Genomic DNA, 13,577 nt, shown 5'->3' on the forward strand with positions numbered 1-13,577 from the left:
GACGACGACGTGGTGCCACTGGTACCCGGACTTGGTTCCGTAGGCTGCCTTGAACTTGGCGAACGTGCTGTAGCCGCCACGAACGGTGTAGGCCATGCCAGCACGGATGGTGGTTCCTGCGAACGCTCTGATGGCTGCGGGGGCGAGTGCGCGTGCTGCGGCACCGAGTGCGATGCCGATCAGGGGCAGCGGGTCGGAGACGACCGGGAAGGCGGCGTCGCTGACGTCGACATGCTGAACCACGATCGATCCGTCGACGCTGTAGTGCGTCGGGAGTTCGTTGCCGTTGGCATCCACTGACCAGGGGGAGGTGAAGCTGGCCAGGATCGTCTGACCGTTGTCAGGTTCGAATGCAGCGGCGCCGCCGTTGCCTTCCTGGGTGGCTTCCAGGCCGGCTTCGTACTCGGCTTCATCGACGAGGGCCGGATCGGGGAGGATCTTGGAGAGTTCTGCTGGAGCCAGGGGTTCGGCGATGTCGGTTGCGGTCTTGATGTCCTGGACGACGACGAGGCCCCCCTCTGGGGTCACCTCGAGGGTGGCGCCTTGGGGGAGGCCCAGGTCGTAGGCATACTCGTGTTCCTGCGCGCTTCCGTACTCTGCGCCGGCGACGGTCATGATGCGAGCGGATTCCTCACCCACTGGCTGCAGGACGACGTCGAGCCCGTCCTGCTCGCCCTGAAGGAGCACGCCGCCGCTGTCGGTCGTCGAAGCCGTCGTGTCAGCGCCTATAGGCATTTGTACGGCGAGGTCGGTGTTACCGCCCAGCGGAAGTTGGACGGCTCTGTCCGCGGTGGTGACTTCGCCTGCCTCGGCAGTGGAACCCTTCTTGTTCACGTCGAACTCGACGGGGCCGGATTCTTGAAGCCCCAGTGTCTTAAGGGCATTCGAGGCTGCCTCGGCGCTTGTGACGGTCCGCTCGGCGGAGGCCTCGCTGGTCTTCGCCTGGGTCGGCTGAGCTGTGGTCAGGACCACTGCACACGTGGTGGCGAAAACCATTGCTCTGGCGATGGTCTTGTGCTTGAGGCGATGAAACATCATCGTCTCCTGGATAGCTTGGGCATGCGACAGTGCGCGGCCTGAAGGATCTTTGAAGATCAATACGGCGCAGGAGAATCCAAGTCAATGGGCTCGATGTCGGGCAACCTGCGCTATGCCGACTGGGTGATGCTGTTACTGGCGGAGCATGAGCCAAATACCACCAAGGAGACGTTCTGTCCTAAAGCGACAGTCGGCGATTGCCCTATCAAACTTGTTGGAGGGATGAACGTTTCACATCGACTGGTGGCAGAAGCTGCCACCATCGAACTGGGATGCTGACAGCCTGACGCTGTCGGGCGGACTCTGCGGAATGAAGGGTGCGGCCTGACCGGCCGTTCAAGCGGCTTCCTATCAGGTGAATGTGCTCGTGAGAAGTGACAGGGTGTGGCGCCCGGAGAGTCGGTCTTTCGCCTGCGCCATGCCTCGGCGGCACTGAAGGCACGCTGGGATTGCTTCGAGTGGTTCACCTACCTCGCCCCGATGAACGTCCGCTCGGGTTCCAGCAGCACCAAGGTCTGGAAGGATGGCGCGATGCCGAGTCCACGCGCACGTGTCATCGTCGACAACGACTTCTCGGGAGATCCGGACGACCTGTTCCAGCTCGCACACCATCTGCTCTCGCCGTCGGTGGAGATTCCCTTCGTCATCGGTTCCCACCTGGCGCCCGGCGACGGTTTCGACAGCTCGGCCGTGCAGGCCGAGAATGCCGTACACAAGGTGCAGGAACTGGCCGACGTGATGGGCCGCAAGGTGAGAACCGTTGCCGGGTCGAACACCGGACTCAAGGATCCGCTGACGCCGATCGTTTCGGACGCGGCGACAGCGATCATCGAGGAGGCCATGCGGGAGGACACCGACCTGCCGCTGTACGTGGCGCTGGGCGGCGGCCTGACCGAGCTGGCCAGTGCGCTGCTGCTGGAACCGGCGATCGCCGGGCGGCTGACCGCGGTCTGGATCGGAGGACCCGAGCACGAAGGCCTGGCTGTGCCGCCGCCCGGGGGCAGCCCGGTCGAGTACAACCTGAACATCGACGTGCACGCGGGCCGGAGCGTGTTCAACCACTCGGCCGTGCCGATCTGGCAGGTCCCGCGCGACGCCTACCGGCAATGCCTGGTCTCCACGGCTGAGCTCGAGGTGCGGGTCAGGCCCATGGGTGCGCTGGGGTCCTACCTGGCGGGCACGCTCGATGGGGTGAGGACGATCGTGGCGGGCTGGGGCGGGGACCTCGGGGAGACCTATGTGCTGGGCGACAGCCCGTTGGTGCTGCTGACGGCCCTGCAGTCGGGTTTCGAACCCGACCCCTCCTCGAGTTCGTACGTCAGCAGACCGACACCATTCCTGATGGAAGACGGCTCCTACCAGGCCAATCCAGAAGGGCGGCCGATGCGGGTGTACACCGGTATCGACAATCGGCTGATGTTCGAGGACCTCTACGCGAAACTGCTTCTGTTCGCCCAGGCTTCGTAACCGGCGGACCGGTGTGGTGCGGGCCTGCGCACCACACCGGCCACCCTCACTGCTTCAGGCGGTGGAGCGCCCGGCGTCCCAGGCCGCCCAGAGGCTCGCGTATCGGCCGGCGGCGCTGACCAGGTGGTTGTGGGGGCCGGACTCCACCAGCTGCCCGTCTTCCAGCACCACGATCTGGTCGGCAGCTCGCGCCTGGGAGAGTCTGTGGGCCACGACCAACGCGGCCCGTCCCCGGATCACCTCGGCTGCGGCCTGGTCCAGGGCGGTGGTGTCGGCGGCGTCGGCTTCGGCGGTGGCTTCGTCGAGGACGACCAGGGCGGGATCAGCGAGGAGGATGCGGGCGAGGGCAAGGTGCTGGGCCTGGGCGGCGGTGATCGGTTCTCCGCCGTCACCGACCAGGGTGTCCAAGCCGTCCGGCAGGTCGGCGAGCAACGCCTGTGCGTTGACTCGGTTCAATGCGTGAAGGATCTGCTGGTCGTCGGCTGGTGAGCCCAGAGTGAGGTTTTCGCGCAGAGTGCCGGCGAAGACGTGGGTTTCCTGGGTGACGGTGACGATCTGGTCGGAGTTCACGCCTCGGGCGAGGTGACCGGTGGAAGGCTCGTGTACACCGGCGACGAGGGCGGCCAGGGTGGACTTGCCGGAGCCGGTGGGGCCGACGACGGCGAGTACGGTGCCCGGTTCGATGCGGATGCTGACGTCCCGGAGCGCTGGACGCTCGGGTCGGTAGGCGAAGTCCACGTGGTCAAGTTCGACCAAAGCCTTGGACCGAGAATCACTTGCGCTTGCAGCTTCGGACGGATGATTCACCACCCCGATGATCCGGCCCAGGGAAGTCAGGGCTGACTGGAGTTCGTCCATCAGGAAGAGTAGTTCCTGGATCGGGACGACCGTGCGCAGGAACAGCAGTGCGGCGGCGGTGACCTCGCCGGTGGTGGTCTGGCCGGTCAGGGCCAGGCGTACGCCGATGCCGAGAATGGCCAGCAGGCCGATGGCCTCGGTGATGTTCAGGCGGCCGAACAGGCGATTTTGCACGATCCGGGTGCGCATGGCCCAGCGGGCCACCTGCCAGGAGGTGTGCTCGACCCGGGAGAGCTGGCGGCGTTCGAGGCGGTGCGCGGTAACGGTGGGCAGCTGGGTCAGGGTGCCGAGAACGTCCTGTCCGCGCGAGGATTGGGCGGCGCGCTCGGCGATGTAGACCGGCGGGGCGGCGCGTAGGTACCAGCGCACGGTGATCACGTACATCGGCACGGTGATCAGGAAGCCGCTGAGGAACCAGGGACTCAGAGCGGCCAGGCCGGCGGCGACCAGGGCCATGGTGAACACCGAGACGCTGAGCCGGGGCAGCACGTCGGGCAGCACACCGGAGATCTGCTCGATGTCGTCGGAGGCCCGGGTGACCACGTCGCCGGTGCCGGCCTGCTCGATCGTGGAACGCGGCAGATTCAGGGCGGATTCGACGTAGCGTTCGCGCAGTTCGGCGATCACGGTCTCGGCGAGCCGGGCCAGGGCGAGGGTGGCCACCCACTGCAACGCGCCGGCGAGCAGGGCGGTGGCGGCGATCAGGGCCACTTGCCACCAGAACGAACTAGGGACGCGGGTGCCCTGGCTCGCGCTCGCAGTGTCGACGAGGTTGCCGATCACCAGGGGGAACACCAGGGCCAGGGCGGCCTCGATCACGAACAGGGTGACGATCCCGGCCAGGGCGAGACGGCGCCCGGCCAGCAGTTGCCAGACCACCGAGGCGACGGTCCGGCCGTCGGCCACCGGCAGAGCGGGGCGAACCATCTCAGGCATGGTTCTTTCCTTCCGAGCTGTCGGTGATCACCCGGTCGGCGACGGCTCTGAGGGCCGGGGAGGAACTGAGGACGAGGGTGGTGCGGCCCGCTCGGTGCTCGCGCAGGGCGGTGGCGATGGCCTGTTCGGTGACGGCGTCGACGGAGGTGGTGGGTTCGTCCAGGACGAGGACCGCGGGTTCAGCAGCGATGGCGCGGGCCAGGGTAATGCGTTGCCGCTGGCCGCCGGACAGTTGCCAGCCGCCGTAGCCGGCCTGGGTGTCGTAGCCGTCGGGCAGTTCGTGGGCAGCGAGCGCGGCGACGGTCAAAGCGGTTCGGGCGTGGTCGATGTCGACGGGTTGGTCACCGGTGGCGCGGACGTTGTCCAGGACGCTGCCGGGTAGGAGTCCGGGTCGGTGCGGGGCGGTCAGCATGTCGTCGCGTTCGGTGGCGAGCTGGGTGAGGTGTGTGGCCAGGGCGGTGCGCTCGGCCGGGGGGAGATCGAAGACCAGCAGCCCGGGTGCGGTGGTGTAGCCGTGAACGAGGTCGCTGAACAGAGGGCCGGCAGCTTCGTTGTCGGGGCCTGAATCGTCCAGCTGAGAAGGGTGGCCGGGCTGAGTGGTGTCACCGGGCTGCTCCGGTTGAGGGGCCTGGTTGGGCTGGCTGGTGTGACCCACCCGGTCGGAGTTACGGGCCTGGTGAGACGGGCTGCCCTGGCCGGGCTGACTGGGCGGCTGAGGTTGACCGGGCTGGCCGGAAAGGCTGGACTGGCTGGGCTGCGGGTGCTGGTCAGCTTGGCCGATCGAAGATTCCGCTGGGCGGCCGGCCGGTGTGAGCAGGTCGAGCAGGCGCTCGCAGGAGGCCTGGGACATGGCCCAGATCGAGCCGAGGGCGCCGATCAGGGCGTCGAGCGGGGCGATCAGGCTGAGTGCGATCGCGGAGACGGTGACGACCTGGCCGATCGTGATGTGCCCGGTGAAGGCCAGGAGCGCGGCGGCGGAGGCGACCAGGGCGGCGAAGAGGTGTCCGATGGCTGCGCTGGCGCCGTCGAACGCTGCCTCGGCGGATCGGGCGGAGATGCTGGACTGCAGGGCTTTCTGGCTGACGGAGCGGTAGCGGTCGGCGGCGGTGTGCTGGGCGTGCAGGCCGCGGATGACTCGGTAGCCGGTGACCAGGTCGGCCGCGACTGCTGCGGCGTCGGCCAGCCCGGCCTGTTCGGTGCGGCTGCGTCGGCGCAGGGGGATCGCGGCCAGGTGCATCAGCCCGAGCACGACCGGCACGGCCAGGACCACGCCGATGCCGAGGGCCGGGTGGACCCAGAACAGGGTGATCGCGGCGACGGTCAGGCCGACCAGGTCGCCGGGTGGGTAGACCGCCACGTACACCGACTGGCAGGCCATCCGGGTGTCGGCGGTGACCAGGGACAGCAGTCGGCCGGGCGGGTTCGCCCGGTGGATCGAGGGTTGGTGCAGGACCTGGCCCAGCATGTACTGGCCCAGCTCGAACTGGGTGCGCTGGACGCCGTACCAGCCCAGGCGTCCGCCGAACCGGAAGCCCAGGTTCATCAGCACGTACAGGCCGATCAGGGCACCGGTCCAGGTGAAGAGTTCAGGCAGGATCGCACCGGCGCCGGAGCCCGCGGCGGCGGGGGCGATGACGGTGTCGATGAGTTTCCCGATGGCGATCGGCAGGAGCACGCTGGTGGTGTTGTACAGGATCCGGAATCCGGCCCCGGCCAGCGCGTACGGCCAGACCGAGGTGATGATGGCTCGGGTCAGCCGGGCCGCGGACCAGCCCACCTCGACCCGTAACCGGGGCCTTTCCGGTTCGGCCGGTGCCTCGAAGAGACCGAACCGGCCCACTGCGTCCTGTGTTCCAGCCGCGCCGGAAACTGTCGATGCCTGCAAGAGCCGGCCACCTCGTCCTCTGGTTCTCAGCTGTCACCGAGTTCGTAGTTGTGGTGGTCGAATCCGCCCACCCCGCGCTTCCAGTACCCGTCCACCACGATCTGGTCCTTGGTCAGCCCGAGCTCGCGGCGCAGGTAGCGGCGGATCGGCTTGAAGGCCTGGGTTTCTCCGGCGCCGAACACGAAAAGGCCGCTGGTGTCGGCCGGGGGTTGCCAGGCCCGCAACGCGGTCTCCAGCGCACTGGCGTGCCCCTCGCCCACGGGTGCGCTGTCGCGGTGCACCCAACGCAGGTCGATCGTTGCCACGCCGGTGAGCGGTTGCTGCTCACCCGCGTCCGCAATTTCGATCAGTGCCGTGACCTGGGTTCCCGCAGCGGCCTCTTCGATGATCCGGGCGATGGCGGGCAGCGCGGTCTCGTCGCCGATGGCCAGCATGTGCGGGCTGTCCTCGGGCAGTAGCCAGTTCGAGCTCGGCCCGTTGACCACGAGAGTGTCTCCAGGTTGCGCCTTTCCGGCCCAGCGGCCGGCTACGCCGTGCTCGTGCAGCACGAAGTCCAGTGCCAGTTCGCGGGTTTGAGGATCCCACGAACGGACGGTGTAGTCGCGGTGGATGGGTTCGCTGGTTCCGCCCTCGTTCACCCAGCCCTCAGGCGTCTCGCGGGGTGCGACCAGGTCACCGGTGATCGGGTGGGGGAAGAACACCCGCACGTGATCGGGGGAGTAGTTGACGAACGGGAAGCCGTCGGCCAGATCGTCACCGGTGAGCACGATCCGGCGGTACTTCGGGGTGATGTCGTGGTGGCGGACCACGCGCAGCTCCCGCCGCACGATCCGTTCGAGGTAGTTCAACTGGAGTTCGCCGGTGCGGTTGAGGCCGGTGAAGGTGGGCAGGTCGCGGTTGCTCATCGGGGGCTCTCCAGGCTTGCGGGGACAGACGGTTCGACCGGGCGCACCGCCACGGCGCGTGGGTCGAGCGGGATGACGGAGGGGGTTCCGGTGACCGGGTCGGGGGTGACCAGAGCCTTGAGCCCGAAGACGTTCTCGACGAGCTCGGCGTCGATCACGTCGTCCGGCGCGCCGGTGGTGACGATCTCGCCGCCCCGCATCACGATCAGGTGGTCGGCGTAGCGGGCGGCCTGGTTCAGGTCGTGCAGCACGGTGACCACGGTCTTGCCCTCGTCGTGGAACGTGCGCAGCAGCTCCATCAGCTCGTACTGGTGGGCGATGTCGAGGAAGGTGGTGGGCTCGTCCAGCAGCATCACCGGGGTGTCCTGGGCCAGCAGCATGGCCACCCACACGCGCTGGCGCTGACCGCCGGACAGCTCGTCCACCAGTTGCCCCGACAACTCGGTGAGCCGGGTGGCCTCCAGGGCGGCGGCCACGGCGGCCTCGTCGCTGGAACGCCATTGCTGGAACAGGTTCTGGTAGGGCGCGCGGCCGCGCGCGATCAGGTCGGCCACCCGGATGCCTTCCGGCGCCAGCGAGGTCTGCGGCAGCAGGCCGAGCTGGCGGGCCACCTCCTTGGCCTTGTAGGTGTGGATCGCCTTTCCGTCGAGCAGGACCTGCCCGGCGGTGGGCGTGAGCACCCGGGCCAGGGCCCGCAGCAGGGTGGACTTGCCGCAGCCGTTGGGCCCGATGATGGCGGTGAACGAGCCGTCCGGGATCGCCACCGACAGGTTCTGCGAGATGGTGCGCCGGTCGTAGCCGATGGTGGCGTCCTGGGCCACGAGGCGGGCTTGGGGTTTCAAGTCAGGGCTCCGTAACGTCCTCGGGTCTCCCGGATCAGGAGCCCGATCAGGTAACAGCCGCCCAGGCAGACGGTGATCAGGCCGACCGGAACCGGGCGATAGGCCTGGGCGATCAGCAGCGAGAGCAGGTGCGAACCGGTCAGCAGCACCGCGCCCATCCCGGCCGAGGCCAGCAGGCTCACCCCGGGCGAGCGGGTGAGCCGGCGGGCCAGTTGCGGGGCGGCCAGGGCGACGAAGGCGATCGGCCCGGCCGCGGCCGTGACCACCGCGACCGTGGCGACTCCGGCGACGATCAGCCCGAGTCGAGCGGGCCCCGGCCGGGTGCCCAGGGTGACCGCGGAGTCGTCCCCCAGTTCCAGGCGGCGCAGCGCGGGCGCGAGCAGCACCGCGGCCAGCACGATCACCGCAGCGACGGCCAGGGCCGGCACCATCGTCGGCCAGGCCACCCGGGTGATGGTTCCGGCGTTCCAGAACCCCACCGTCATCGCGTCCTCGATCTTGGCCCGGGTGATCAGGTAGGCGTTGACCGAGCCGAGCATCCAGGAGACCGCGATGCCCACGATGATCAGCCGGAAACCCTGCACCCCGCCGCGATAGGCCAGCAGGTACACCACGAACGCGGTGGCGATGCCGCCGACCAGCGCGGCGGTGGAGACCGACCAGGCCCCGGGCCCGAGGACCAGGATGGTGATCACGACGGCGGTGTAGGCGCCCGCGTCGAAGCCGATCACGTCGGGCGAGCCGAGCGGGTTGCGGGTGAGTGACTGGAAGATGGCTCCGCCGATGCCCAGCAGGGCGCCGAAGACCAGCGCGGCCAGGGAGATCGGCAGTCGCCATTCCAGCACGATGGTGCGGTGGAAGCGCTTGCCCCCGCCGGTCAGCGCGGCGAGCACTTCCTGCAGGGTGAGCGGGAAGTCGCCGAGCGGCAGCGACACCAGGGCCAGCCCGGTGGCCAGGGTGAACAGCACGCCCGAGACCACCAGCAGGCGCACGTTGAGGCGGGCGGAGAACCAGGGCAGGCGCAGGGGGGCTGTGCGGTAGCCGAAGTCGACGCTCACAGGCCACTCGCCGTCCTGCGCCGCACCAGCGCGATCAGGACCGGTGCCCCGATCACCGCGGTGACGATGCCGACCTCGACTTCGCCGGGCCGGGCGATCACCCGGCCCAGGACGTCGGCGGCGAGCACCAGGGCGGGGGCGGCCAGCGCTGAGTAGATCATGATCCAGCGCTGGTCGGGGCCGGTGAACCAGCGCACCACGTGCGGCACCATCAGCCCGACGAACCCGATGCCGCCGGTGAGTGCGGTGGCCCCGCCGGCCAGCAGGGTCACGGCGACGATGCCCAGCACCCGGGTGCGCTGCACCTTGGTACCCAGCGAGGCGGCCAGGTCGTCGCCGAGTGCGATCGAGTTCAGGGCGCCGGACAGGCCCAGGGCGATGAGCAGGCCGACCGCCAGGAAGGGGGCCACGGTGAGGGTGTCGTCCAGTTCGGTGCGGGCGATCGAGCCCAGGCCCCAGTTGCGCACGGCCCGGAAGGTTTCCTCGTCGATCAGCGTGAGGAACGTGGAGATGCCGTTGAGCACGGCGGTGAGGGCGACGCCGGCCAGCACGAGGGTGACCGGTGAGGCGGATCCGCGCCCGGCCGAGCCGATCAGGTAGACCAGCACGGTGGCCAGGGCGGCGCCGATGAACGCGAACCACAGGTAGCCGCCGACCGTGGCCGCGCTGAAGAAGCCGACGCCCAGGGTGACGGCGAACCCGGCCCCGGCCGTCACCCCGAGGATTCCCGGATCGGCCAAGGGGTTTCGGGTCATGGCCTGGATCAGGGCCCCGGCCACGCCGAACGCCGCGCCGACCAGGATGCCCAGCAGGGTGCGGGGCAGGCGGATGGTCCAGACCACGTGGGCGGCCTCACTGGCGTCGCGGTGCCCCAGCACCCGCCAGACCTCGCCCAGCGAAAGCGGATTCGCCCCGAACGCGGCGCTGAACAGAGCCGCCACGGCCAGGGTGGCCAGAATCAGCACCAACCCCAGCGCGCGGCGGCCCGGCAGTGACGACGGGGCCTGCAGCGCAGACCCCGTCGTGACAGCAGACATGCTGTGGCTCAGGAGAACTTGACGTCGGCGAGCCACTGGTCGGCCACGATCTCGACTCCCCAGGGCAGGCTCTCGGCGCTGGCCCCGGCTCGCAGCATCCAGGTGGGGTTGTCGTACTCCTTGCCCTCGGCGTCGACCAGCTTGGCCGGGTCGTCCTCGGTGGCGAGCGAGACGAGCCGGCCGTCCTTCACCGCGGGGATCGACTGGAACAGCGGCTTGGACTCGCGGTCCTCACGCCAGGCGGGCTCGCCGTACGTCATCACCAGCACGTCGGCGTCCAGCTTGGCCAGGTTCTCCTCGGAGACCACGTCGTCCTTGACGAAGTCCGCGGCCAGCGGGTTGGGGGCGAAGCCGAGGTCGGTCATGATGCCCTCGGCGATGCCGCCGGAGGCGGTGAAGTACGAAAGGCCGTACTCCGGGCCGTAGTCGTTGCCGATCGTGATGGTCTTACCGGCGAACTCCGGGTGCTCGGCGGCCACCGCGTCGATCGCCTGGTCGGCCTCGGCAACCGCCGCGTCGGCGGCCGCGCCCAGGTCGAGCGTGTCGCCGATCAGGGTCTGGGTGTCGCGCCAGGGGCTCTCGGCCTGCTCGGCGGTGTCCAGCACCGGGGCGATGTCGGAGAGCTTGTCGTAGTCGGCCTGCTCCCAGAGCGCACCGATCGCGATGATCAGGTCGGGGTCGCTGGCCGCGATGCCCTCGAAGTTGACCGGGTCGTTGCGGGTGGCCTTGTCGACCGTCTCGATCTTGGCCGCCCACTCGGCGTCGCGCCAGGCGTAGGTGTCCTCGGTGAGCGAGTACACCGGCGTGACGTCCAGGGCCTGCAGCGCATCCATGTTCGGGTTGAACCCGATCACGGCCACCCGTTCCGGGCGCTCCTCCAGCACCGTCTCGCCGGCCCAGGTGGTCAGCGTGAGCGGGTACTGGGTGCTGCCTTCGGCCGCGGGCAGCAGGCCGGTGCCCTCCTCGGCGACGGCGCCTTCGGCGTTGCTCTCGCTCTCGTCGTCGGACGAACCGCAGGCGGACAGCGCCAGCAGGGCCGTCATCGCGACGGCGGGGGCCAGCGCCCAGCGGCGGGACCTTGGGCTGATCATGGCTTCCTCTCGAATTCTGGGGACACACAAAAGGGTTCGGGAACCGCGCAGGTTCGGGGGCAGGCCGGGGTTCGAGGTGCGCACCGGATCCGGGCCACCCGTGACGTACGGATGCCCGAAGGCCAGTGCACCTGCCGACAGGTTAGGGCAGCCTAACCCATCAGGGGTGCACAGTTTCCGACAGGCATGGCACAGTTAGCGACAAGTCCTGGCCTCACGGCCGGTCCGGCGGCTGAGGTAGGCAGATGGCACAACGTACGTACGGCACCGAGGACACCTCCGCCCCCTGGCGGATCTGGATGCCTGCCATCTCGATCCCGGTCCAGACCGAAGACACCCTGCACGTCCTGCTCTGGCAGGTCTTCGGCGACACCGACCTGGTCGTGGCCGGCGAACCGCACGCCCTGCGCGCCGGCCAGGCCCTGTGGGTGCCGGTCGGCGCGCCGCACGAGTTCACCGTGCACCAGAACTCGGTGACCATGCCGCTCTTCTTCGACGCCGCAGCCACCGCCACCACACTCACCGAGCCGGCCGTGGTCACCGTGGACGCCGAACTGCGGGCCCTGCTGATGGCCTACAACGTGTCCTGGCACACCATCATCAAGCCCACCCCCAACCTGGCCCGCCAGATCCTGGCCCTGATCGAGGACAGCCCGGTGCTCTCCACCGGCCTGCCGATGCCCAGCAGCGAACCGGCCCGGGCGATCGCCGAAGCCCTGCGCTTCAATCCGGGCGACATCCGCGGCGTGGACGAGCTGGCCGAATCGGTGCACACCTCATCGCGCAGTGTGGAGCGGGCGTTCCAGGCCGAGACCGGGATGACGTTGCGGCAGTGGCGCATCCGCAACCGGATGGAGGCCGCGGCGATCCTGCTGCGCTCGCACGCCACCCCCGACGCGGTGGCCCACCGGGTGGGCTACACCAACGTCAACGCCTTCCGCCGGGTGTTCAAAGGGCACTTCGGCATCTCGCCCACCGAATACCTAGAGCGCTACGCCCAATGAGCCGGTGAACCGCCGCAACGCCTCGGCCCCCTGGCGGCTCACCTCGTACGGCGAGCGCTCGCGGTAGCCGGGGTTGAAGATCTCCAGCGACAGCGGGCCCTGGTAGCCGGACTTCAGCAGCGCGGCCACCGGGCCGGCCAGGTCGAACTCGCCCTCGCCGGGGAAACAGCGGTGATTGCGGCTCCACTGCTTCAGTTCCAATGAGAGACGCGGGGCGTCGGCCACCTGGAGGAAGCCGACTTCCGCTCCGGTCAGGTCACCGAGCGAGTCCTCGCCCCCGGCGTACTGATGAAAGGTGTCCACCACCAGGGAAAGAGCGGGGTGGTCGACAACCTGGACCACTTCCCGCGCCTGGGCCACCCGCGAGATGTGGGTACCCCAGGCCAGGGCCTCGAACATCACCGTCATGCCGTGCTCGGCCGCGGCGTCGGCCAGGCCGGCCAGTTGTGCCATGGTGACGTCGCGGCTGGCCAGGGCGTCCTCGTCGGTGTTGGAGACCACCAGGATCGCCCGGGCCCCGGCCCGGCTCATCACCTCGAGCTCGGCGTGAAAACGCTTCAGGACCTGCGGGTACTCCTCGTCGCTGACCGCCTCGGCGCGCCGGAAGGGCTGGTACAGGTCCACTCCCAGGCCCAGATCCGCGCAGCGCCGGGCGAACTCCTCGGGGGCCAGGCCGGAGCGGGCCAGGTCGTCGTCGAGCAGTTCCAGGCTGTCGAACCCGGCCGCCGCGATCGCCTCGATCTTGTCCTGAAGACTGCCGCCGATCGAGACGGTGGCCATGCAGATACGCATCTAACTCCCTCGCTCAGAAGTTAGGTAAGCCTATCTTTGGTTAGTCGGGTTCTGTCGAGGCCCGATCTGCGGCGATCGCCCGGACGTCCACCACGTCGATGCCGGCGGCGAGGGCAGCGCTGATGCCCTGGTCGCTGTCCTCGTAGACCACTGCCTCGTGCGCCGCCACCCCGAGCAGTCTCAGTGCGAGGAGATACCCCTCGGGATCGGGCTTCCCGCGCGTGATCTGGTCGCGGGTGACGATCACGTCGAACTGCAGCCCGAAGTGCTCGAGGGCGGCCTGGATGTTCGAGCGCTCGGATCCGGTTACCACCGCGAGCAGTCGTTCGGTGCGCAGCAGTTCGTGAACCGGTGCGACCGGAGCGATCTCGTGCACCCGAGCCTGAGCCAGCTCGTCCCGCACGGCCAGCACTTCCAGCGGATCCAGGGTGAGCCCGTGGGCCTCACCGGCCTTCTGCACCATGAGCCGGGCCGAGAAGCCCGAGTTCTCCTCGAACCACGCACTGGTGACCCGGACGCCCTGCTGCGCAAGGGCGTCCCTCATCACCGTGTAGTTGAAGTGGTGGTTGTCGAAGAGGGTTCCGTCCCAATCGAAGACGAGGGCCCGCACCGTGGCGGGTGGCTGCAGGTCCCGCTCGGTGCGGGCCACCGTCACGACCGGCAT

At 69.0% G+C, this 13,577-nt stretch carries 12 protein-coding genes and 1 pseudogene; 3 read left to right on the forward strand and 10 right to left on the reverse strand.

The annotated features are described in order from the left end of the window. A pseudogene (locus tag LR394_RS28660) lies at nt 1-1,098 on the reverse strand (hypothetical protein); the annotation flags it as partial. 24 nt (nt 1,099-1,122) lie between these two features. Here LR394_RS28660 and LR394_RS28665 point away from each other — a divergent pair. Next, entirely contained in the window at nt 1,123-1,317 is a 195-nt protein-coding gene (locus LR394_RS28665; protein WP_231447687.1) for a hypothetical protein, read from the forward strand. Between the two features lie 252 nt (nt 1,318-1,569). Beyond that, a complete protein-coding gene (locus tag LR394_RS28670; protein ID WP_231447688.1) occupies nt 1,570-2,505 on the forward strand; it encodes a nucleoside hydrolase in 936 nt (311 codons plus the stop codon). Nucleotides 2,506-2,559: 54 nt separating this feature from the next. Here LR394_RS28670 and LR394_RS28675 read toward each other — a convergent pair whose 3' ends face one another. From LR394_RS28675 to LR394_RS28705, 7 genes are read right to left on the reverse strand one after another with little or no spacing between them, the layout of a single operon-like run. Further along, nucleotides 2,560-4,299 carry an ABC transporter ATP-binding protein gene (locus LR394_RS28675; protein WP_231447689.1) on the reverse strand — a complete coding sequence of 580 codons (1,740 nt, stop codon included), beginning with the start codon at nt 4,297-4,299 and terminating at the stop codon, nt 2,560-2,562. Beyond that, nucleotides 4,292-6,184, reverse strand: coding sequence for an ABC transporter transmembrane domain-containing protein (locus LR394_RS28680; RefSeq protein WP_231447690.1), 1,893 nt, complete (start codon nt 6,182-6,184; stop codon nt 4,292-4,294). The genes LR394_RS28675 and LR394_RS28680 overlap by 8 nt, the downstream gene beginning before the upstream one ends. Nucleotides 6,185-6,210: 26 nt before the next feature. Then, nucleotides 6,211-7,089 carry a siderophore-interacting protein gene (locus LR394_RS28685; RefSeq protein WP_231447691.1) on the reverse strand — a complete coding sequence of 293 codons (879 nt, stop codon included), beginning with the start codon at nt 7,087-7,089 and terminating at the stop codon, nt 6,211-6,213. Continuing rightward, the gene (locus tag LR394_RS28690; RefSeq protein WP_231447692.1) at nt 7,086-7,931 is read right to left on the reverse strand and encodes an ABC transporter ATP-binding protein; all 846 of its coding nucleotides are present in this window, start codon (nt 7,929-7,931) and stop codon (nt 7,086-7,088) included. Before LR394_RS28690 ends, LR394_RS28685 begins: the two co-directional genes overlap by 4 nt. Beyond that, a complete protein-coding gene (locus LR394_RS28695) occupies nt 7,928-8,989 on the reverse strand; it encodes a FecCD family ABC transporter permease (protein ID WP_231447693.1) in 1,062 nt (353 codons plus the stop codon). Before LR394_RS28695 ends, LR394_RS28690 begins: the two co-directional genes overlap by 4 nt. Then, nucleotides 8,986-10,026, reverse strand: a complete 1,041-nt coding sequence (locus LR394_RS28700) for a FecCD family ABC transporter permease (protein ID WP_231447694.1) — start codon at nt 10,024-10,026, stop codon at nt 8,986-8,988. The genes LR394_RS28695 and LR394_RS28700 overlap by 4 nt, the downstream gene beginning before the upstream one ends. A gap of 8 nt (nt 10,027-10,034) precedes the next feature. Next, nucleotides 10,035-11,117 (reverse strand): ABC transporter substrate-binding protein, encoded by a 1,083-nt coding sequence (locus LR394_RS28705; RefSeq protein ID WP_231447695.1) that lies wholly within the window; start codon nt 11,115-11,117, stop codon nt 10,035-10,037. 245 nt (nt 11,118-11,362) lie between these two features. Between LR394_RS28705 and LR394_RS28710 the strand changes: the two genes are divergently transcribed. Beyond that, nucleotides 11,363-12,121 (forward strand): AraC family transcriptional regulator, encoded by a 759-nt coding sequence (locus LR394_RS28710; RefSeq protein WP_231447696.1) that lies wholly within the window; start codon nt 11,363-11,365, stop codon nt 12,119-12,121. Here the strand turns inward: LR394_RS28710 and LR394_RS28715 are convergent. Further along, nucleotides 12,101-12,913 (reverse strand): sugar phosphate isomerase/epimerase family protein, encoded by an 813-nt coding sequence (locus LR394_RS28715; protein ID WP_231447697.1) that lies wholly within the window; start codon nt 12,911-12,913, stop codon nt 12,101-12,103. The two genes, LR394_RS28710 and LR394_RS28715, sit on opposite strands and share 21 nt — an antisense overlap. A gap of 40 nt (nt 12,914-12,953) precedes the next feature. Further along, on the reverse strand, nt 12,954-13,577 hold the full coding sequence (locus LR394_RS28720) for an HAD family hydrolase (protein ID WP_231447698.1): 624 nt from the start codon (nt 13,575-13,577) through the stop codon (nt 12,954-12,956).

It is taken from the genome of Kineosporia babensis, assembly GCF_021129305.1.
Lineage (GTDB): Bacteria > Actinomycetota > Actinomycetes > Actinomycetales > Kineosporiaceae > Kineosporia > Kineosporia babensis.